General features: G+C 73.5%; 14 protein-coding genes. 7 read left to right on the top strand and 7 right to left on the bottom strand.

Annotation, left to right across the window (positions count from 1 at the left end):
- Both AC3EUJ_RS11490 and AC3EUJ_RS11495 read right to left on the bottom strand, forming a co-directional pair.
- The coding region (locus AC3EUJ_RS11490) for an ABC transporter permease (RefSeq protein WP_431960980.1) at positions 1 to 2,475 on the bottom strand (2,475 nt) is incomplete at its 3' end.
- 1 nt (position 2,476) lies between these two features.
- Complete coding sequence (locus AC3EUJ_RS11495) at positions 2,477 to 5,812, bottom strand: FtsX-like permease family protein (protein WP_431960981.1); 3,336 nt, start codon at positions 5,810 to 5,812, stop codon at positions 2,477 to 2,479.
- A gap of 756 nt (positions 5,813 to 6,568) precedes the next feature.
- Here AC3EUJ_RS11495 and AC3EUJ_RS11500 point away from each other — a divergent pair.
- Entirely contained in the window at positions 6,569 to 6,991 is a 423-nt protein-coding gene (locus AC3EUJ_RS11500; protein ID WP_431960982.1) for a VOC family protein, read from the top strand.
- Positions 6,988 to 8,064 carry an adenosine deaminase gene (locus AC3EUJ_RS11505; RefSeq protein WP_431960983.1) on the top strand — a complete coding sequence of 359 codons (1,077 nt, stop codon included), beginning with the start codon at positions 6,988 to 6,990 and terminating at the stop codon, positions 8,062 to 8,064. The genes AC3EUJ_RS11500 and AC3EUJ_RS11505 overlap by 4 nt, the downstream gene beginning before the upstream one ends.
- A gap of 374 nt (positions 8,065 to 8,438) precedes the next feature.
- Here AC3EUJ_RS11505 and AC3EUJ_RS11510 read toward each other — a convergent pair whose 3' ends face one another.
- From AC3EUJ_RS11510 to AC3EUJ_RS11530, 5 genes are all read right to left on the bottom strand, one after another.
- The gene (locus AC3EUJ_RS11510) at positions 8,439 to 9,356 is read right to left on the bottom strand and encodes a carbohydrate ABC transporter permease (RefSeq protein WP_431960984.1); all 918 of its coding nucleotides are present in this window, start codon (positions 9,354 to 9,356) and stop codon (positions 8,439 to 8,441) included.
- Positions 9,353 to 10,705 (bottom strand): ABC transporter permease subunit, encoded by a 1,353-nt coding sequence (locus tag AC3EUJ_RS11515; protein ID WP_431960985.1) that lies wholly within the window; start codon positions 10,703 to 10,705, stop codon positions 9,353 to 9,355. The genes AC3EUJ_RS11510 and AC3EUJ_RS11515 overlap by 4 nt, the downstream gene beginning before the upstream one ends.
- Before the next feature lie 9 nt (positions 10,706 to 10,714).
- Positions 10,715 to 12,046 (bottom strand): ABC transporter substrate-binding protein, encoded by a 1,332-nt coding sequence (locus tag AC3EUJ_RS11520; RefSeq protein ID WP_431960986.1) that lies wholly within the window; start codon positions 12,044 to 12,046, stop codon positions 10,715 to 10,717.
- A gap of 48 nt (positions 12,047 to 12,094) precedes the next feature.
- Positions 12,095 to 13,780: a glycoside hydrolase family 13 protein gene (locus tag AC3EUJ_RS11525; protein ID WP_431960987.1), complete on the bottom strand. Its 1,686-nt coding sequence runs from the start codon at positions 13,778 to 13,780 to the stop codon at positions 12,095 to 12,097.
- A 241-nt stretch (positions 13,781 to 14,021) separates the two neighbouring features.
- The gene (locus tag AC3EUJ_RS11530) at positions 14,022 to 15,299 is read right to left on the bottom strand and encodes an ABC transporter substrate-binding protein (RefSeq protein ID WP_431960988.1); all 1,278 of its coding nucleotides are present in this window, start codon (positions 15,297 to 15,299) and stop codon (positions 14,022 to 14,024) included.
- 169 nt (positions 15,300 to 15,468) lie between these two features.
- Between AC3EUJ_RS11530 and AC3EUJ_RS11535 the strand changes: the two genes are divergently transcribed.
- The 5 genes from AC3EUJ_RS11535 (at position 15,469) to AC3EUJ_RS11555 (ending at position 20,977) form a co-directional block, all read left to right on the top strand.
- Positions 15,469 to 15,975, top strand: a complete 507-nt coding sequence (locus AC3EUJ_RS11535) for a PadR family transcriptional regulator (RefSeq protein WP_431960989.1) — start codon at positions 15,469 to 15,471, stop codon at positions 15,973 to 15,975.
- Positions 15,972 to 16,745, top strand: coding sequence for an ABC transporter ATP-binding protein (locus AC3EUJ_RS11540; RefSeq protein WP_431960990.1), 774 nt, complete (start codon positions 15,972 to 15,974; stop codon positions 16,743 to 16,745). The genes AC3EUJ_RS11535 and AC3EUJ_RS11540 overlap by 4 nt, the downstream gene beginning before the upstream one ends.
- Positions 16,746 to 16,750: 5 nt before the next feature.
- Positions 16,751 to 19,057, top strand: a complete 2,307-nt coding sequence (locus AC3EUJ_RS11545) for an ABC transporter permease (RefSeq protein WP_431960991.1) — start codon at positions 16,751 to 16,753, stop codon at positions 19,055 to 19,057.
- Between the two features lie 205 nt (positions 19,058 to 19,262).
- Entirely contained in the window at positions 19,263 to 20,348 is a 1,086-nt protein-coding gene (locus AC3EUJ_RS11550) for an S-(hydroxymethyl)mycothiol dehydrogenase (protein ID WP_431960992.1), read from the top strand.
- Positions 20,348 to 20,977, top strand: coding sequence for an MBL fold metallo-hydrolase (locus AC3EUJ_RS11555; protein ID WP_431960993.1), 630 nt, complete (start codon positions 20,348 to 20,350; stop codon positions 20,975 to 20,977). The genes AC3EUJ_RS11550 and AC3EUJ_RS11555 overlap by 1 nt, the downstream gene beginning before the upstream one ends.
- Positions 20,978 to 21,029: the final 52 nt, after the last annotated feature.

A 21,029-nucleotide genomic window follows, 5' to 3' on the forward strand; every position in this document is an offset into this window, starting at 1 on the left:
CCGGCCCGTCATGCCCATCGTGCGCAGCCGCGCCAGCAGCGCCTTGCGCTGCGGCGCGTTGTGCAGCAGCGAGAGCAGCAACGCCAGCACGCTGTAGCCGGCGCTGGTGGCCACCGCCGCCACGTACACCCGTCGCGCGCCCGATTGCAGGGCCGAGGTCCTGCCGTAGGAGGCGCGCAGCTCGGTCCGCAGCGTGACCTGCGCCCCGGGCGCGGTCTTGGTGACGACGGCGCGCAGCGCCCGTACGTCGATGCCGGTGCCCGTCGCGTACAGCGCCGAGGGGCCGTGCGCCGGTTCCTTGGTCGCGGGTGCCGCCTTCGCCAGGGCGGCCCTCGACACGATGAGGAACTCGTGGTTGGGGGCTGCCGGGGTGGCGTCCTGCGTGGCCACGATGTGCACCATGATCCGCCCGACCGAGGACCTGACGGTCTCCGGGTCGCCGACGCCGTTCCCGAAGGTTCGCGCGACCGCGGGGGAGGCGATGGCGGGGAGGGCTTGCGACGTGCCCGAGTCGAGCTTGCCGGCGGGGAACGAGGAGCCCAGTCCGGTGGCCGCCACGAGCCGGGCGTACGGCTTCGGATCGACGACCAGCAGGTCGAACCGGGTACGGCTGCTCATGATCTGCTGCCCGGGTTCGATCCGGACGCCGGTGACCTCGCGGACCCCCGCGATCTTCCGGACCTGGGCGTCGAGTCCTCGCGGCAGGGCGCCGAGGGTCTGCACGCGGGCGTCCGCGCCGACCGAGGTCACCGCGGCGTGGTCGCGTCCCGACTCCACGCCGGCGAGGACGGCCCCGCCGAAGGAGGTGACGGTGAGCGCGACCAGTACGGCCAGCAGGGGCAGTGCCGTCGTGGAGGGGGCGCGTCCGGCCCGGGCCAGGCCCAGGTGCAGCACGGCCCCGTCGAGCCGTGCGAAGGGCCGCGCCAGCAGCCGTACCGGCCAGGGGTAGAGCCGCAGCATGATCAGCGCGGTGACCGCGGCCAGCAGCACCGGCGCCGCGGCGGTCAGCACGTCCGCGCCGCCGTCGGCCGTGCCGCGCTGTCGCAGCGCCACCACGGAGCCGGTGACGACGGCCACCACCGCCAGCTCGGCCACCGTGCGGCGCCGGGAGGGCCGGGCCGCGACGATGTCCTCACGCTGTCCGGGGCGCGGCCGGCGGGCCGTGGCCGCCGCGCGCAGCGGCAGGCTCACCGAGGCCACGAGGGCCACGGCGGCGGAGGACAAGACGGCGAGCGCCGCGCGTTCGGCCGGCAGCAGGAGCAGGGCCAGGGCCAGCCCCGCCGCCGCGGAGGGCACCGCGACCGCGGCGCTCTCCGCCAGCAGCCGGCCGGTCAGCGAGGTCATGCTGATGCCGCGGGCCCGCAGCAGTGTGAACTCGGCCCTGCGCCGGTTCGCCGACAGGCCCGCCGCCATCAGCAGGACCACGACGGCCACGGTGCCCACGCCGACGGCGGCGACCAGCACCAGCGGCTGGGCGGCGGCGCGCTCGTCGGCGAAGGGACCGAGGCGTTCGGCGAGTCCCTGCTCCTCGACGTGCAGGCCGCGCTGCTTGGTCTGCAGATGTGCCGCGGCCGGGCCCGCCGTCAGCGCGGAGAGCCGGTCGCGCAGCGCGGGGACGTCGTGCGCGGTGAGCGCGCCGATGTCGGCAGGGTGGTGCCAGTAGGCCCGCGCGCCGTCCTGCAGGCCGAGCAGGACGTTCGTGGAGCTCTCGTGGATGAGGGCGGTGAAGTGCCAGTACTGGATGGGATCGCCGCCCTGCTTCGGGTTCGGCAGCACGGCCAGACTGGGCCTGCGCAGGTCGGGCTCCGCGTTCCACCAGGCCGCGCCGGCTGTCCGGGGTGCGACGATGCCGGTGACCCGGACGGTCATGACGGATCCGAGGGGGTCCTGGAGGTGGAACGCCGAGCCGGTGCGCAGCTTCATGACCTTGGCCGTGCGGTCGGTGATCACCGCTTCGACGCTTCGGTCGTCGGCGCGGGGGTGCGGCAGGCGTCCCTCGACCAGGCGGGTGTTCGCCGCCAGGTCCGGCTGGGCCACGAGGGTGCCCTTCGGGGGGAGCGGGGTGTCACCGGGTATCCGGGGCAGGCCGGGGTCGGTGGCGGACGTGTCCACGGAGCTCACGCCGTAGACGGTCTGGTCCCGTTCCAGGGTCAGCGGGGGCCGTACGAGTTTCTGGAACTCCTTCTCCGTCTCCTTCAGCGACGTGGAGGTCAGCAGGGCCTCGGGGTCGAAGGGGACGGACAGCCGTGACACCTGGAGCGACATGGTGACGCTTCGCCCCGGCAGCGGCGCGTGTGACACCGTGTCGCGCAGTGCGGTGTCCTCGTAGCCGTCGACGGCTCGTGGCAGCGCGGCCACCAGGAACGCGGTCACCAGCACCAGTGCGGCCAGGGCGAGCGTCCCGCCGGGGGCGGCGCGCAGCCGGGCGCGGATCCAGGAGACGTCACCGCTGCGCTGGGTATGGGGCTCGGCCACGTCATTCACCTCCTTGGCGCCGCAGCGCCTGGGCCGGGTCGGCGGACCGCGATGCCGTCAGCATGACGCCGAGCAGGGGCAGCGCGGTGACGGTGATCAGCAGCAGGGCCAGCGGGCCGGACGGCAGTTCCACCCGGACGCCGGGTACCGGGTTCTCCGCGTGCGCCGTCAGGATGATCAGGGGGACGACCAGGCGGGTCAGCAGCCCGCCGAGTACGGCGCCGACGCCGACGGCGACCAGGACCAGCAGGCCCTGTTCGGCGGCGATCACCCGGGCGAGCCAGCGGCGCGGGGTGCCCAGGGCCCGCAGCATCGCGAATTCCTGGGAGCGTTCGCGCAGTGCGCCGGCCGCCGCGACGACGTAGCCGACCGCGGCCAGCACCGCGGCGGTCGCCACGGCGGCGGGCAGCGCGGACAGCGGCCCGGCGCCGAGCGGGTCCCGTTGCAGTTCGGTCCGCTGCTCGTCGCGGACCAGGAGCGAGGTGATGTCGCCGCGGGCCCGCAGGGCGGAGGCGACGTGGGCGGTCGCGCCGGGCTCGGCCGCCAGCCACCACTCGCCGGGCACCAGTGAGCCGCGGCCGGTGCTGTTCAGCAGGGTGTTCACCGAGCGCAGGTCCAGCAGCAGCGCCCCGCCGTCGGTGTCCGAGGTCGTGGCCGTGGCGGTGGGCAGGGCACGCACGGCGGCGGTGACGCGGACCGGCACGGTCACGCCGGCCAGCTGGATCTGCACCGAGTCGCCCACCTCGGCGCCGACCGCCCGCAGGAAGGAGTCGGTGGCGACTCCCGTCAACGCGGCCGGGGCCTTCGGGCCCGAGGTCACGGTCACGGACGCCTCGTCGAAGCCGGCCGCGAAATAGCCCCCGGGGAGCATCTGTCCGGTGTCGTACTCGATGGTGAGCGGCGTCCGCGCGTCGGAGCGAGGGGTGTCCGCTGTGGCGACGCGGTGGTTCGCGTCCTCGGCGAAGTCCGGGTTGCCCATGGTGGCGCGTGCCTGCCACGACGAGTCCCCCGGCACTGGGACGGCCTGCGCGGAGCCGTCGTCGGACTCCGCCTGCAGGCGCACGAGGGACAAGCGGTGGTGCTCGGTGCCCTGGGGCACCGCGTACTCGGCCTTGAGCCCGGTCAGCCGCAGCGGACCGGCCGGGCCGGCCCCGGCGGCCCGGCCGGCCTCGGCGGCGATGTCCGCCACCACGACGTGCCGTCCGCCGTCGGCGGGGACCTTGCCCAGGGCGATCGTGTAGGGGACGCCGAAGCGGTCCGTGAATGTCGCCGAAAGGCGGGTGGTGACGCCACTCACGGTGGGTCGGCCGCGGAAGTCCAAGGCTTGCAGGCGGACCGTCAGGAGAAGGCGGGCCGTGCTCTTGGGCAGCGTGAATCCGGCTTCTCGCGAGGCGGCGTCCTGTGGGCTCAGGGAGCGCAGCAGGTCCCGGAACGGCCGGTCGGAGAGGTCGTCGCGCAGGTCGGTGACCTTGGCGGCCGTGGCGGCGTCCAGCGAGAGCACGGTGGCCTCGCGGCCCCGGGGCAGCGGCACGGTGCTGCGGTTCGCCGGGGTCACCGCGGCGATCCCGGGGATGTGGTCGTACACGCCGCCCTGACCGAAGGGCAGGGTGGAGGTGGCGGCGACGCGGACGTCCGCGCCGACGGTGAAATCGGCCTGGTCGCGCTGGGACCGCTCCCAGCTCGCGTTCTCGCCGATCGCGAACATGCTGATCGACACCGCGAGGACCAGCAGCAGGGCCGGGACGGCGCCGCGGCCGGTCCGCCGGGCCAGCTGCCATCCGGCCAGTGCGGTGGGCAGGCCGCGGGACCCGGAAGCCAGCCGCTCGCCGAGGCGGGCGGCCGCCGGCAGCAGGCGCAGCGCGAGTACCGCTCCGGCCAGCAGGCAGATCGCGGGGGCCACGATCAGGACCGGATCGAGGCTGAGCTTGCCGGCGGTGTCGGTCGACAGCGCGCCCGTCCCGCCGTCGCGCCGGGACAGCTGCCAGTAACCCAGGCCCGCTACGAGCAGCAGTGCGAGGTCGGTGCCCGACTGCACGGCACCCGGCAGCGCGCCCTTGCGGGAGCGTGCCTCCCGCTCGCCCGCGTACGTGCCCGTGCGGCGCAGCGCCGGCGAGGCCACCGCGACGGCACACGCGAGCGCGGCCAGCAAGCCCGCCCACCAGGCCGTCGCGGTCGGTACGTCCAGGTGCACGTCCGCCCGCGCCAGGGCCCCGTGTCCGGCGAGCAGCCGCACCAGCGGTCCGGCCAGCGGCGGTGCCAGCACCGCCGCCGGCAGCGCCAGCAGCAGCGCCTCGGTGGCGGCCAGGCCCGCGACGCGGGACCGGGAACCGCCGCGGGCCCGCAGCTGGGCGGTCTCCTCGGAGCGTTCGGTGGCGAGCAGACCCGCGACGAGCATCAGGGCCAGACCCGCGAGCACGGCCAGCTGCAACGCGCTGATGAGCAGGGTGGAGCGGCTGACCAGCAGATTGCGGCTCAGGTCGTCCGCCAGGGCGGGCAGCTCGCTGTCGGCCGTCGTGTCCCCGTTCAGCACCGTGCCGTCGAGCCGCCCCACCGTCCGCCGGACGTCCTGGCCGACGCGGTCGAGGCGGGCGGTGGTCATCGCGGAGAAGTCGGCGCCTGCCGTCCACTGGACCTCGGCGGCCGGGACCGCGTCCGCGGTGAACGCCCGCGGGTCCACGAGCATCGGGCCGTAGGTGGTGAACGACAGCGTCCGCACGCCGCGTCCCTCCAGCGGGTCGAGCCGCCAGTACAGCGCGGCCGGGTCCGCGGGCCGGTACAGGCCGGTCAGCCGCACGCGCAGCGACGGTCCGTTGCGCCGGTCGGCGAGCGTGATCACGTCGCCGGGCGTCACACCGAGGGCCTGTGCGGCCGTGTCGGGCAGCGCGACCGGCACCGGACCCGCGGCCTTCGGCGCGCCCGGGAAGGTCCCGCCGACCATGGTGACCCGGGAGCGGTCGAACGTGGCGAGCAGGGTGAGGTCGGGGTTGTCCGACCGCGGCGCGTCCGCCGGGCGCAGGCTCCGCGGCAGCCCGTACGCGCCGGAGCGGGTGCTGGACCAGACCCGCACCGGCAGCCCGTCGTAGGCCCCCGCCAGGGTCTTGCGCACCGTGGAGTCGAGCCGCCCCGCGTCCTGCTCCGCCACTTCGGAGGTCACGTCGATCAGGCTCCTGGCGGCTGATGGCCCCTGAAGCGCGCGCCGCAGCCCCGCGTCCCCCACCGCGCCGCTGAACGCGGCGAGCGCGGCCACGGCGCACGTGGTCAGGACGACAGACAGCAGTGCGGCAGCGAGCAGCAGCCGGTGCGCGCGCAGGCGCAGCAAGACGAAGCCCGGCACCATGCCCCCCGTTCTCGATGCCCGTAACAGTGTTGCGAGTGGTCGACCAGGTCACCGCGGAGCGGTGAGGGTCACACAGACTACGCTCATGTCATGACGTGATCGCACACGTGTCCCCCTCCTCGCCTGACGGCACGGTGACGACGCGCTGTGACCGGTCGGATCATCGCCCCTCGGAACCATACTCGGTACCACCGTGGCAACAGTGGCCCAGCGGCCTTCCCTTGATGCCGGCCGGCAAGCCGGAGCGCACGGCCAGGGTGTCCCTGGCCGTCGCGGTCAGGAGCCACACACCCGCCGCGAGGAACAGACCCCGGCCAGGAGGAGCGCCAACGGGTCGGCGGGGCCTTCGCCGCGGCCCCGCACCCATGAAAGTGATTCACGGGAATCACGCGGCCCTGGGGGAGAGGGAGTTCGGGACGTGTGGCCCCGGTGCGGTGCTTTGGGCGCCATGGCTGGCCATGACCTTCGGGCCCGCTTTCCGCCCCGTACGCGCCGGGTGTTCGCGGCGGTGTTCGCGGTGCTGTGCGTGACGGCGGCCGGGCTCGGCCACGCCGTCATGTCGCGGGCGGGGCCCGGCTGGGCGGTGGCGTGCCGGTGCCGGACCGGTCCGCACGGGGTGTGCGCCGCACCCGTACCCGGCACGACGCCGCGGGCGTGCGGAGCGTGAGCGCTGCGGGCGGTCCGGAGGGAGGCGGGCGCCCGCACGCGCCCGGAGGCGTCTTGCCCGGGTCGTGGTGTTACGTATAACGTGCGCGCATGTCCCGTATCGCCCTGGTCACCCTCGTCGTCCGCGACTACGACGAGGCCATCGCCTTCTACACCGGCGCCCTCGGCTTCGAGCTCGTCGAGGACGAGCCGCGCCCCGGCGGCAGCCGTTGGGTCGTCGTGCGTCCGCCCGGTGGCGCCGCGGGCAGCGGGCTGCTGCTCGCCCGCGCCAAGAACGACGCGGAGCTGTCACGGGTCGGCGACCAGACCGGCGGACGGGTCGGCTTCTTCCTGCACACCGAGGACTTCGCGGGCGACCACGCGCGGATGCGCGCCGCGGGGGTGACCTTCCTGGAGGAGCCCCGCCATGAGGTGTACGGCTCGGTCGTCGTCTTCCAGGACCCGTACGGGAACCGCTGGGACCTCCTCCAGCCCGCCGCCACCGCCCCCACCGACCAGGAGCACACCGCGTGACCGCCCTCGACACCGACCTGATACGCCGGCTCCCCAAGGCCGTCCTCCACGACCACCTGGACGGCGGCCTGCGCCCGGCCACCCTGCTCGAACTGGCCGCCGGGATCGGCCACGTGCTGCCCGCCACCGACCCCGGCGAGCTGGCCGCCTGGTACTACGACGCCGCCAACTCCGGCGACCTGGTCCGCTACATCGCCACCTTCGAGCACACCATCGCCGTGATGGGCACCCGCGAGGGCCTGCTGCGCGTCGCGGAGGAGTACGTCCTGGACCTCGCCGCCGACGGCGTCGTCTACGGAGAGGTGCGCTACGCCCCCGAGCTGCTGGTGCACCGCGGCCTCACCCTCGCCGAGGTCGTCGAGACCGTCCAGGAGGGCCTGGCCGCCGGCATGGCGAAGGCCGCCGCCGCGGGCACGCCGGTCCGCGTGGGGACCCTGCTGTGCGCGATGCGCATGACCGACCGCAGCCGCGAGGTGGCCGGCCTCGCCGTCGCCCACCGCGGCTCGGGCGTCGTCGGCTTCGACATCGCGGGCGCCGAGGACGGCTTCCCGCCCGCCGACCACCTCGCCGCCTTCGAGTACCTGCGCCGCGAGAACGTGCCCTTCACCATCCACGCGGGCGAGGCCCACGGCCTGCCCAGCATCCACCAGGCGGTGCAGGTCTGCGGCGCGCTGCGGATCGGCCACGGCGTCCGCCTCACCGAGGACATCGTCGACGGCAAGCTCGGCCGCCTCGCGGGCTGGATACGCGACCGCCGCATCGCGCTGGAGATCTGCCCGACCTCCAACCTGCAGACCGGCGCCGCCACCTCGATCGCGGAGCACCCCGTCACCCTCCTGCGCGACCTCGGCTTCCGCGTCACCCTCAACACCGACAACCGGCTGGTCTCGGCGACCACCATGACCCGCGAGATGGAACTGCTCGTCACCGAGGCCGGCTGGACGGCGAAGGACCTGCGCGAGGTCACCGTCAACGCGCTCAAGAGCGCGTTCGTTCCCTTCGACGAGCGGAACGCGATCATCCGCGACGTCGTCCTGCCGGGCTACGAGCAGGTGCTCACCGCGGGCCGCTGACCGAGGATGGGGGTACCGGGCCGGCTCGGCTCCCGGCCCGGTACCCCCTGCCGGCGCCGCCCGCGCGCGGCGAGCGTCCGGCGAGCGGTCCGTGAGCGCTCCGTGAGCGTGTCCTTCGTCCGGATCGACCGGGCCGGGTCCGCCCTTGACGTCACCCGGCCCCGTGCGAATGATGGCGCCCGTTCAACCTGTTCCCAGGTCTCACAGCGGGAGCCGTCATGTGACCGGTGCGCACCACCGTCCCCGTACCGTCCTCGCCATGGGCGCCGAGACCCGTGAGGCCGTCCTCACCGACGCGGCACTCGAACGGCTCCGTCGGTGACGTGCCGCACTCGCCGCACGTGCCGCGCGCCGCCCTCGCGGCGTCCCGGCCGCTACTTCACCGATCCGGCCATGACCCCCTCCACGAAGTGCCGCTGGAAGGCGAAGAAGACCACCAGCGGCACGATCAGCGACAGGAAGGCGCCCGGCGCCAGCACGTCGATGTTGGCGCCGAACTGCCGCATCTGCGACTGCAGGGCGACCGTGAGCGGCTGCGAACCGGCGTCGGCGAAGATCAGCGCGACCAGCATGTCGTTCCAGACCCACAGGAACTGGAAGATGGCCAGGCTCGCGATCGCCGGACGGCCCACCGGCAGCACCAGCTTCCGGAAGATCATCCATTCCGATCCGCCGTCCATGCGGGCGGCCTCCAGCATCTCGCGCGGGATCTCGGCGAAGTAGTTGCGCAGCAGGAAGATCGCGAACGGCAGCCCGTACGCCACGTGGAAGAGGACCACGCCCGCTGTCGTGCCGAACAGGCCGACCTCCCGGAACAGCCTGGCCACCGGCAGCAGCCCGATCTGCACCGGCACCACGAGCATCCCCACGACGACCAGGAAGACCCAGTCGCGCCCCGGGAACTCCAGCCAGGCGAAGGCGTACCCGGCCAGTGCCGCGAGGACCACCACGGCCGCCGTGGCGGGCACCGAGATCAGCACGGTGTTCCAGAACGCCTGGGTGATCCCGCTGTCCCCGAGGATCGCGGAGTAGTTGTCGAAGGTCAGCGACCCGGGATGAAGGAGCGCGGTCCACCAGCCGGATCCGGCGTTGTCGTCGGAGTTCCGCAGCGAGGAGACGAACAGTCCGGCGGTCGGGGTGAGCCAGACCAGCGCGACGACCGTCAGCAGCACCTGGACGAGCCCTCCGCGCAGCACCTGGACCAGCCGTGCCGCCACGGAGGGACGCCCGGGGGCCCGGCCGGCCGGCGGGGCGGGCGGAGCGGGGCGCGGAGCGGCGGTCTGCACGGTCATCGGTTGCTCCTGCGGAAGCGTCGGATGTTGAGGGCCATGGCGGGCAGTACCAGCAGCAGCAGGACGACGCCGATCGCGCTGCCCAGGCCCTGGTTGTTGCCGCCGCCGAAGGAGACCAGCCACATCTGCAGCGCCAGGACGTTGGCGTCCTCCAGCACCGGGCCCGGCGCGATGATGTAGACGAGGTCGAAGACCTTCATCACGTTGATCACCAGCGTCACGAAGACCACGCTCAGCACGGGCGCGAGCAGCGGCACGGTGATCCTGCGGAAGATCTGCCACTCGCTCGCGCCGTCCATCCGGGCGGCCTCCAGCGTCTCGCGCGGCAGTGAGGACAGTCCCGCGCCGATCAGCACCATCGAGAAGCCGGTCCAGATCCACAGGTAGGCGCCGATGATCGCCGGCGTGATCAGTGTCGGGCCGAGCCAGTCGATGCCCGCGTACGGCTCCGCGAAGTTCTTCCCGGGCAGCCGGACGCCGTAGGGGCCGCCTCGCGCGTCCGGGAAGCGGAAGGAGCCGTCGTCGCCGGTGGTCGTGGTGGCGACCACGGCATCGCCCTTGGTCAGCTCGACGGTCATGTGCGGCAGGCCGCGTTCCTGGGGGTCGACGGTGCCGGGCGTGCCCCCGCCGCCCGGGACGAAGTCGAGGTAGACCACGCCGGTGACGGCGTCGTCGGAGGCCTGCGCCGGCGCGGCCGGACGGGCCCTCGCGGGGAGGGACGTGGGCGGCAGGCCGACCAGGCCCAGCGTGACGTCCTTGCCGGGCTCCACCTGCGCGACCGCCCGGTAGCCGCCGTCGCCGGATCCCTTCAGCACGTCCGTGCCGCGGGGGCGGGCGCCGGGGTAGGCGGAGGAGTCGGTGAAGGTGTCGTGGACGGTGACGGCGACCGCGTTCATGACGCCGCGCTGCGGGTCCTGGTCGTACACCAACCGGAAGGTGATGCCCGCGGCGAGGAAGGAGACCGCCATCGGCATGAAGATCAGCAGCTTGAAGGCGGTGGCCCAGCGGATCTTCTCGGTGAGCACGGCCAGCACCAGGCCGACGCCGGTGAGCAGCGCCGGCGCGGCCACGACCCAGATCGCGGTGTTGCGGACGGCCTTCAAGGTGGCCGGGTCGCTGAACATCTCCTGGTAGTTGGCCAGCCCCACGAAGCGGTCGCCGCTCGCGTCGAACAGGCTGCGGCCGACCGAGAAGAGGATGGGATAGCCGACGAGGGCGCCGAGCAGGGCGAGCGCCGGGAGCGCGAAGGCGATCGCCGTGATCTTGGCCCGGCGCGATCGCCGCCGGACGGAGGCCGGGGCGGTGCCGCCCGCCGGAGCGGACGGCACCTTGCGGGTGAGGGCGGACATGACCCGGCCTCAGCCCTTGTACGCCTTGGCGGCCGCGGCCTCGAGCTTCGCCGCGGTGGCCTTGGGGTCCGACGGGTCGCGCAGGAAGTCCTGGAGGATCTTCCACTCGCCCTTGCCGGGCGTGCCACCGAAGGCCGGCGGGGTCTGGTCGGACATGTCGAAGCGCACCGTGTCACCGGCGTCGACCAGGGACTTGGCGGCCGTGCGCAGCGTGTCGTCCGCGTAGGCGGCGGGGTCCAGCTTGGTGTTGGGGGACAGGAAGCCGCCCGCCTTCGCCCAGATCTCCGCGGCCTCGGGAGTGGCCAGATAGGAGATCAGCTCCATGGCCGCCTTGGCGTTCTTGCCGGACTTCAGCGCCACGGCGGCCTCGCCGCCGCCGACCACCGGCGCCGGGCCGCCGTCGACGGAGGGGAACGGGAAGAACTTGGCGTCCTCGCCGACCTTGCCGCCCAGGTCACCCGAGATGACGCCGCCGACGAAGTCGCCCTCGTAGACCAGGCCGGCCTTGGGGCTCTTGCCGAAGACGTGCGCGACGGAGTCCGGGAAGCTGGTGGCCAGGGCGCCCTTGCGGCCGCCCGCGAGCAGGTCGTCCTCGCCGAACAGCTGGGACAAGGTGGTGAGCGCCTTGACGACGGTGGGGTCGCTCCAGGGGATCTCGTGCCGGGTCAGCTTGTCGTAGTTCTCCGGCCCGGCCTGGGAGAGGTAGACGTTCTCGAACCAGTCGGTGAGCGTCCAGCCGTCCGAGCCGCCGACGGCGAAGGCGGGCAGGCCCGAGTCGGAGACGGCGCGGGCGGCGTCCAGCATCTCCGCGAAGGTCTTGGGCGGCTGCACGCCCGCCGTCTCCAGCGCCTGCGGGCTGTACCAGACCGTCGACTTGTCGGACGTCTTGAAGTACAGGCCGTAGTAGGTGCCGTCGACCGTGCCGAAGGTCTGCCAGATCTTGGCGTAGTTCTTCTCCGCGGCGCCCTTCACGTCCGGCGACAGCGGCTGCAGCCAGCCCTTGCCCGCGAACTCCTTGAGCACGCCGGGCTGCGGGACCATCGCGACGTCGGGCGAGTCCCCGCCCTCGATCTTGCTGCCCAGGACGGTCGCGAAGTTGTCGCCGGTGGAGACGTACGCCACCTTCGCCCCGGTCCTGGCGGTGAAGCCGTCCAGGACCTTCTGGAAGTTCTGCTGCTCGACGCCGGTCCAGACGGCCGCGACGGTCACCGTCTGGCCCTTGAGTTTCTGGCCGCCGGCTCCCGGGCCGGAGTCGGAGGAGGCCTTGGTGTCACCGCCGCAGGCGGTGGTCGCCAGCGCCAGACCGCATATGGCGGTGGCCGCGACGAGGGTGCGCTTCATAGAGGTGGTGTCCCTTCTTCGGTGGGGTGGTGTGGTGGTGCGGAACGGTCAGGTGTGCGCCGGGTCGTGGACCCACCAGGCAGCGGCGTTGCCGGGGAGAACCCCGGGCGGGCAGGGGGCACTGGACAGCAGCGGCCGGCCGGGCACCGGGGCGGGGACCGGTTCGTCGCCGAAGTTCACGGCGCAGACCAGGCCCTCGCCGCGGATGAAGGCGAGCACTCCGGGCGGGGCCTCCAGCCAGCGCAGCGTCCCCTCGCCGAGCTGGGGCAGCCGGGCCCGCAGGCCGAGCGCGTCCCGGTACAGGTGCCAGAAGGAACCGGTGTCCAGCAGCGCGCGGTCGGCACTGTGCTCGGCGAACCAGTCCGGCTGCGGCAGCCAGGGCCGGGCCGTGCTGCCCTCGGCGGTGAAGCCGAACGGCGATGCGTGGCCCGACCAGGGCAGCGGCACCCGGCAGCCGTCCCGGACGAAACGGCGGCTGCCGGTGCGGTGGAAGATCGGGTCGGTCAGCACCTCGTCCGGCAGGTCGACGACCTCGGGCAGCCCCAGTTCCTCGCCCTGGTAGATGTACGCGGCCCCCGGCAGCGCCAGCATCAGCAGTGCCGCGGCCCGCGCCCGGGCGGCACCGAAGTGCCCGGCAGGGCCGCCAGCGTACCGGGTGACGGTCCTGACCTGATCGTGGTTGTTGAGCACCCAGGTGACGGTGGACCCGGTCCCGGCGATGTCGCGCAGCGCCTCGGCGATGGCCGTGCGGAACGCCCGCGCGCTCCAGGGCGCGCTCAGCAGGTGGAAGAAGAAGGCCTGGTGGAGCTCGTCGGGGCGGACGTAGCGGGCCTGTTCGGCCGGGGTGGGGACGGAGACCTCGCCGACCAGCAGGCGTTCGCGTCCGTCGCGGGCGGTGTACTCCTCGCAGATTTCGCGCCACCGCCGCCACACGCCGTGCACCTCGGGGCGGTTCCAGGCCAGCGGGTTGACGGAGTCGCGGGACCGCTCGTCGGCCGCGGGGTCGGGGGAGTCGGGGAGGCCGGGGTGCTTGTACAGGCCGGCCGCCACGTCGATGCGGAAGCCGTCGACGCCCCGGTCCAGCCAGAAGCGCAGCACGTGCTCGAAGTGCTCGCCGACCCGCGGGTCGCGCCAGTTGAGGTCGGGCTGCTCCGGGGTGAACAGGTGCAGGTACCACTGGCCGGGCCGGCCGTCCGGTTCGGACACCCGGGTCCACGCGGGTCCGCCGAACATCGCCCGCCAGTTGTTGGGCGGCAGTTCGCCGTGCTCGCCGCGTCCGTCGGCGAAGTGGAACAACGACCGGGCGGGGCCGCCCGGCCCTTGCCCCAGCGCATCGCGGAACCACGGGTGGGCGGTGGAGCAGTGGTTGGGCACGACGTCGAGGACGGTGCGCAGACCCAGCCGGTGCGCGTCGGCGACGAGGCGGTCGAACTCCGCGAGGTCGCCGTAGAGCGGGTCGACGGCGGTGTAGTCGGCGACGTCGTAGCCGTGGTCGTGCTGCGGCGAGGGGTAGAAGGGGCTCAGCCAGATCCCGTCGACTCCCAGCTTGCGCAGGTAGGGCAGACCGGCCCGGACGCCGGCCAGGTCCCCGACACCGTCGCCGGTGCTGTCCAGGAAGCTGCGCACGTAGACCTGGTAGACCACCGCGTCGCGCCACCAGGGGCGTACGGCGGTGAGTGCGGGGGAGGGGGCGGCGGCGGTGGAGGAACCGTCCTCCAGAGGGGCTGTGAACACCCGTCACCATCCTGACTGCGGGCGCGCGGACGAACACGACAGTGCGCGCCGCGCGGGGTGGCTCGTTATGCATGCATGTTAAGTAGCAATGTCAGGAAGGTGTCAACGGAACTGCTGATAGACGGCGCTTACTGGACTGATTTGTGAGGGTAAATGCAGTGACTCAGGCGCGTGAGCATCACGGCCGATACTTAACATGTGAGTAGGTGGTGGTGGACATCCACCGAAGGGCACCGCGGGATCAGCGGTCCCGCACGATCTCCCGCAGCTCGCGGTCCAGCCGCGCGACGGCCTGCTCCGGAGTGGTGTGCAGCGCCAGCGCGTCCCGGCCCACCGCCGCCACCGCCAGGCTCACCTGCTCGTAACGGGCGCTCTTCGGGCGGGGCTTGGCGGCCCGCAGGCTCTGTTCCAGCACCGGCAGGTACGGGTAGCGGCGCACCAGCCCCGGGTCCCGGTAGAGATCGGCCCACACCGGCGGCAGCGAGCCCTCCGTGAGCACCTGCCGCTGCACGGACTCACCCGTCATGTAGGCCATGAGGTCGGCGGCCGTCCGGGGATGCCGCGAGTGCGTGTTGACCGCCAGGTTGGACCCGCCCAACACGCTCGCCCCCGGCCCGTCGGGGCCGGGCAGCGGCACCGCGCCGAAGCGTCCCGCCACCCGCGAGCCCGGCGCCGAAGCGAGGTCGTAGACGTAGGGCCAGTTGCGCAGGAAGAGCAGCCGGCCGTCCTGGAAGGCCCGGCGGGACTCCTCCTCCTTGAAGCGCAGCGCCTCGCGCGGGATCCAGCCCTCGCGCACCCCGCGCACCAGGAAGCCCAGACCTTCGCGGGCGGCGGCGGAGTCCACGGTGACCCGGCTGCCCTCGCCGCCGAGGATGCCGCCCCCGGCCGACTGCACGGCCTCGGTCACGTTGACGGTCAGCCCCTCGTAGGGCAGGAACTGCCCGGCATAGCCGTCGATTCCGTACTTCGGGGCGAGGGTCTTCGCCTGCCGCTCCAGCTCCGCCCAGGTGCGCGGCGGGGCCACATGCTCCCGGTCGAGGATGTCCTTGCGGTAGTAGAGCAGCCCGGCGTTGGTGACGTACGGGACCGCGTACAGCCGCCCGCGGAAGGTGGCGGCGCTCTTCACCGAGTCCAGCAGCCGGTCCATCGGCAGGCCGCGGGGGTCGACCGGCGCGATCCAGCCCGCGCCCGCGAACTCCGAGGTCCAGGCCACGTCGATGTTGAGCACGTCGAAGCGGTCGCTGCCGGAGCGCAGGCTTTCGGCCATCTGCGCCCGCACCTCGTCGGCCGCCTCGGGCAATTCGACAAGGGTCGCCTTCTCCAGTGGGTGGGCACGGTTCCAGCCGTCCAGCACGTGCTGGAGGTACCCGGTCAGGTCGCGTCCGGTCGCCAGGGTCACCGGGCCCCGGCCCGTCGTGCCGGGCGGGCCGTCGGCGGCGCGGGCGCCCGCGGAGGCGTACCCGGTCAGCAGCAGGGCAGCGGCGAGCAGAGCCCTGCCCGCGGCCCGCGCCCAGCGCATACGATCCTCCAGGTCCCGCTTCCGGAGACGGCGTCGTCGTCCGAAGGGACATGTATACCTGTTGGACATGCGCGATACTAGCCATTGCGGCAAGATGGCCTGCTCATCGATGATCGGGCCGGTGAGCGGCCCCTAACAAGCAGGTAGCCGGGGAGGAGGGAGGACGAGCGTGCGCCTTCCTCTCATGGCGCTCCTCGCCAAGGGGCCCGCCCATGGTTACGAGCTCAAAACGGCACTTGAGAAGCTTTTCGGTGCTGCCTATCCTCAGCCGAACATCGGCCAGATCTACGTGACGCTGGCGCGCCTGGAGAAGTCGGGGCTGATCCGGGGCGAGGACGTCACCCAGTCCGGCCGGCCCAACAAGCGGATCTACGAACTCACCGACGCCGGGCGGGAGGCGGTCGCCGCCTGGTTCGACGAGCCGTCCAGCGAACCGCGGGTGCGCGACGAGTTCTTCATGAAACTCGCCCTCGCCCCGGCCACGGGCATGGCCGATCAGGTCTCCCTGATCAACATGCAGCGCCGCCACTACCTCAACCTCATGCGCGCCATGTCCCGGCTCGCCGCGGGGGAGGACCGGGACAACACCGTCGCGCAGCTGCTGATCGAGGGCGCGACGCTGCATCTGCAGGCGGACCTCGACTGGCTCGAGCGCTGCCAGGAGGAGCTGGAATGAGAAGGGCCGAGCCGCCCCCCGCGGCGCCGCACATGCTCCGGGTCGAGGGCCTGGTCAAGACGCACCGCGTGGACGGCGGCGAGGTCAGGGCCGTGCGCGGGGTCGACCTGGAGGTGCGGCCGGGCGAGTTCGTCGCCGTCACCGGCCCCTCCGGCGCCGGCAAGTCCACCCTCCTGCATCTGCTCGGCGGCCTCGAACGTCCCGACCGGGGGCGGATATGGCTGGACGGGCAGCGGGTCGACCAGCTCGGCGAGGCGCGCTGGGCGGTACTGCGCCGGCGCGGCGTCGGCATCGTCTTCCAGTTCTTCAACCTCGTCTCCACCCTCACCGTCGCCGACAACATCGAACTGCCCGGCCTGCTCGCCGGCCGCTCCCCCCGCCAGGTGCGCGCCGCACGCCGGGAACTGCTGGCCGAACTCGGCCTGACGGGCAAGGAGGACAGCACCCCCGCGGACCTGTCCGGCGGTGAGCAGCAGCGGGTCGCCCTCGCCCGGGCCCTGGTCAACCGCCCGGCCCTGCTGCTGGCCGACGAGCCCACCGGCAGCCTCGACAGCAAGGGCACCCGCGAGGTGCTGCGGCTGCTGACCCGCTGCCACGAACGCGGCCAGACCATCCTGCTCGTCACACACGACGCCAAGGTGGCCAGCGCCGCGGACCGGGTGATCAGCCTCTTCGACGGCGAGGTCGTCGACGACGTCACCCTCGACGCCGCGCCGTACGCCTCGCGTCCCTCCCGCGCCGCCGCCGACGTCGTGAAGCTGCAGGGCTGACCGCCGTGCGCGCCACCGTCCGCTGGGCCCTCGCCGATCTGCGCACCCACCGCGGCCAGGCCCTGTCCATCGTCCTGGCCACCGCGGGCATCACCGTGGCGCTGCTGCTCTCCGTCGCCCTGCTGGTGTACGCGGCCAACCCATGGCAGCGGATGTTCACCGCCACCGAGGGCGCCCACGTCTGGCTGCGCACGGACGGCGGCGCCGACACCGGTGCGCTGTCCCGCATCGACGGGGTCGCCGCGGTCTCCGGTCCTTTCCGTACCCTCACCGTCACCGCGCAGCACGGCCGGGAGAAGGCCGCCCTCGACCTGCGGGCGGCGGGCACGAACCCGCCGTCGGTGGGCCGGCCGCTGATGGACCGCGGGCGCTGGCTGGACGGCGGCGCGGGCGACGGCGTCGTGCTGGAACGGTCGGTGGCGTCCGCGCTGTGGGCCGAGCCGGGGGACGAGATCAGCGTGACCCGCGACGGACAGCGGAGCACCGTCCGCGTGGTCGGTGTCGCCGGGACCGCCGAACCCCTCTACTCCCCGGGCGACAACCCCGGTGTCGCCTGGGCCTCGCCCACGCTCGTGAACGGCCTCACCACCGGCCCGGCGCGAGCGGGCCAGACGGTGGGCCTGCGGCTTAAGGATCCGGCGGACACCGCCTTCGTCGTCCAGCGGGCCGTCACCGCCGTCGGTTCGGACCGCGTCACCAGTGTCGCCACCTGGCGGGAGGCCCGTGCCGACGCCGAGGGGGACAACCACCTTCTCGGGCTGCTGCTCGGCCTGTTCGGGCTGGCCGCGCTGCTGGCCGCCGCGATCGCGGTGACCGGGGGCATCGCCACCCGCGTCCTGGCGTACGTCCGCGACATCTCGGTCCTGAAGGCGGTCGGCTTCACCCCGGCCCAGGTGGTGCGGATGTTCCTCGTGCAGCACGCGGTGCTGGCCATCGCGGGCGTGGTGCTCGGATCGGTGGCCGCGGAGGCGCTCGCGCCGGGCATCCCCGGGCCCATGGGGGATGCCATGGGGCTATGGCAGGGACTGCCGCAGCACACCTGGGCGCTCCCCGGCACGGCCGCGGCGACCGTGCTGGTCATCGCCCTGGCCACGGTGCTCGCCGCCTGGCGGGCCGGCCGTGTGCCGCCGATCCCGGCCGCCCGGGGGACCGTTCCGGGCCGCCGGAGGATGTCCGGGGCGGCCCGGGTCGCGCTGCGCCTGGGGACCCCGCCCGCCCTGGTGCTCGGCTGCCGTGGCGTCCTGCACCGGCCCGCCCGCTCCGCGGCCGCCGTGGCCCGGCTCGCCCTGCCGGTCCTGATGGTCACCGTGGCGCTGGGCACCTGGGCCACCCTGGACCGCTTCGAGCACCACCCGGAGCAGCTCGGCCAGGCCGGCGCCCTCACCGCTCGCCCCAACGGGCTCACCGACGACGCCGTCCGGCGACTGCTCGCCGCGCGACCGGAGATCGCCGCGGTCCACCCGGGCGTCGAACTCCCCGCGCTCGCCCCGGGCCAGTCGCAGTCCGTCACCCTGCGGGGCATCGGGACCACCGCCGACCCCTACCCCTTCGCCGTCGCGGAGGGCCGGCGCCCCGCCGGACCCGACGAGGCACTCGCCGGACAGGGCCTGCTCGACGCGCTCCACGTCGAGGTCGGCCAGTGGGTCCGGATCACCGTCGGCGGCACCCCGCACATCCTGCACATCGTCGGCCGCAGCATCGAGACCGGGCACGGCGGACGGGTGATCTCCGCGCCGCTCGACGTACTGCGGGCCCAGGACGCCTCCGTCGGTCCCTCGTACTACAGCCTGATGGTGCGGCCCGGCGCGGACCGCAGCGCGGTGCGCGGCGCCCTCTCCGACGCGTCGCACGGCGCCCTGGAGGTGCGCGAGGTCACCGGCCCCGGCGCCGAACTCTCCCCGGTGCGCGGCGTGATCATCGGACTGGTCAGCGTGCTCGCGCTGATCGCCCTGGCCGAACTGTCCACGGCCGTCGGCAGCGGCATCCGCGACCACGCCCGCGACATGCGCGCCTACCGCGCGGTGGGCCTGACGCCCCAGCAGACCGTGGCGACCGTCGTCACCGGCGTCGGCCTGCTCGTCCTGACCGCCGCCGCGGCGGGGGTCACCGCGGGGATGTTCGCCTCCGACTGGCTGATCGACCTGCAGGGCAGCTCCAGCGGCGTCGGCGCGGGCATCGCCCAGTCCCCACCGGGAGCCGTGCTGGTCCTGATCGTCGGCGTGTGCGTCGCGGTCGCGGTGGCGGTCTCGCTGCTGCCCGCGTCCCGGGCTGCGGGCGACCGCAATCCGCGGATGCTGCTCAACGCGCAGTGACGGGGAACGCGCGGCGGCGGGAGGACACCGGGCGCCGTGGCCCGCCGAACGGGGGCGCCGGGCATGATCCTCGGTAAGAATGAAGCATGCCCGCCGGCCCGGCGGCGCGGTTCTTGACCGCTCTGTCGGCCGTCGTCAATGCTTGCGTTGCGTTACGTGCGGAATGTGCCGTAATGAGAAACGACAACCAGCCGAGGAGTGCCCCATGGCTCACCAGGTCCGTGCCGTCGTCGCCCGGGAGAAGGGTTCCCCCGTCAGCCTGGAAACGATCGTCGTGCCCGACCCGGGGCCGGGGGAGGCGCTGGTGCGGATCCAGGCCTGCGGGGTCTGCCACACCGACCTGCACTACCGCGAGGGCGGCATCAGCGACGACTTCCCGTTCCTGCTCGGCCACGAGGCGGCCGGCGTCGTGGAGTCGGTCGGCGAGGGCGTCACCGACGTCGCCCCCGGGGACTTCGTCGTCCTCAACTGGCGTGCGGTGTGCGGTCAGTGCCGTGCCTGTCTGCGCGGCCGCCCGTGGTACTGCTTCAACACCCACAACGCCGAGCAGAAGATGACACTGCTCGGGGGCACCGAGCTCTCCCCGGCCCTCGGCATCGGCGCCTTCGCCGAGAAGACCCTCGTCCACGCCGGCCAGTGCACCAAGGTGGACCCGGCCGTCTCCCCGGCCGTGGCCGGGCTGCTGGGCTGCGGCGTCATGGCCGGTCTCGGCGCGGCCATCAACACCGGCCAGGTCGGCCGCGGCGACTCCGTCGCCGTCATCGGCGTCGGCGGCGTCGGCGGCGCCGCGATCGCGGGCTCCCGGCTCGCGGGCGCCGCGAAGATCATTGCCGTGGACATCGACGGCCGGAAGCTGGAGACGGCGAAGAAGCTTGGTGCCACGCACACCGTGAACTCCAAGGAGACCGACCCCGTCGAGGCCATCCGCGAGCTCACCGGCGGCTTCGGCGCCGACGTCGTCATCGACGCGGTCGGCCGTCCCGAGACGTACAAGCAGGCCTTCTACGCCCGCGACCTGGCCGGGACCGTCGTGCTGGTCGGTGTGCCCACGCCCGAGATGAAGCTGGAACTCCCGCTGCTGGACGTGTTCGGCCGCGGCGGCGCGCTGAAGTCCTCCTGGTACGGCGACTGCCTGCCCTCCCGTGACTTCCCCATGCTCATCGACCTCCACCAGCAGGGCCGGCTGGACCTGGACACCTTCGTCACCGAGACCATCGCCCTGGACGAGGTGGAGAAGGCCTTCGAGCGGATGCACCGCGGCGACGTGCTGCGCTCGGTGGTGGTCTTCTGATGGCCGCACGCATCGACCACCTCGTCACCTCGGGCACCTTCTCGCTGGACGGCGGCACCTGGGACGTCGACAACAACGTCTGGATCGTCGGCGACGACACAGAGGCGATCGTCGTCGACGCCGCCCACGACGCCGAAGCCATCGCCGAGGCGCTGGGCGGCCGCCGCCTGATCGCGATCGTCAGCACCCACGCCCACAACGACCACATCGACGCCGCGCCCGCGCTCGCGGCGCGCTCCGGCGCGCCCATCCTGCTGCACGGCGACGACCTGCCGCTGTGGAAGCAGACCCACCCCGAGCGGTCCCCGGACGGCGAGCTGACGGACGGTCAGGTCATCTCGGTGGCCGGCACCGAGCTCACGGTGCTGCACACCCCGGGCCACGCGCCGGGGGCCGTCTGCCTGTACGCGCCCGCCCTCGGCACCGTCTTCACCGGCGACACCCTCTTCCAGGGCGGACCGGGCGCCACGGGGCGGTCCTTCTCGGACTTCCCGACCATCATCGGCTCCATCCGCGACCGGCTGCTGACCCTGCCGCCGCAGACCGTCGTACGTACCGGCCACGGCGACAGCACCACCATCGGCGCCGAGGCCCCTCATCTGGACGAGTGGATCGCCCGCGGCCACTGAGCCCTCGCGACCGCCGTGCCCGCGGGGACCGGAGCCGGACGGCTCCGGTCCC

The organism is Actinacidiphila sp. bgisy160, from assembly GCF_057707815.1.

Coding starts and splice junctions, on each gene's coding strand:
- AC3EUJ_RS11495 (WP_431960981.1), bottom strand. CDS start 5,812: ATGGTGCCGGGCTTCGTCTTGCTGCGCCTGCGCGCGCACCGGCTGCTG.
- AC3EUJ_RS11500 (WP_431960982.1), top strand. CDS start 6,569: ATGTCCCGTATCGCCCTGGTCACCCTCGTCGTCCGCGACTACGACGAG.
- AC3EUJ_RS11510 (WP_431960984.1), bottom strand. CDS start 9,356: ATGACCGTGCAGACCGCCGCTCCGCGCCCCGCTCCGCCCGCCCCGCCG.
- AC3EUJ_RS11515 (WP_431960985.1), bottom strand. CDS start 10,705: ATGTCCGCCCTCACCCGCAAGGTGCCGTCCGCTCCGGCGGGCGGCACC.
- AC3EUJ_RS11520 (WP_431960986.1), bottom strand. CDS start 12,046: ATGAAGCGCACCCTCGTCGCGGCCACCGCCATATGCGGTCTGGCGCTG.
- AC3EUJ_RS11530 (WP_431960988.1), bottom strand. CDS start 15,299: ATGCGCTGGGCGCGGGCCGCGGGCAGGGCTCTGCTCGCCGCTGCCCTG.
- AC3EUJ_RS11540 (WP_431960990.1), top strand. CDS start 15,972: ATGAGAAGGGCCGAGCCGCCCCCCGCGGCGCCGCACATGCTCCGGGTC.
- AC3EUJ_RS11550 (WP_431960992.1), top strand. CDS start 19,263: ATGGCTCACCAGGTCCGTGCCGTCGTCGCCCGGGAGAAGGGTTCCCCC.
- AC3EUJ_RS11555 (WP_431960993.1), top strand. CDS start 20,348: ATGGCCGCACGCATCGACCACCTCGTCACCTCGGGCACCTTCTCGCTG.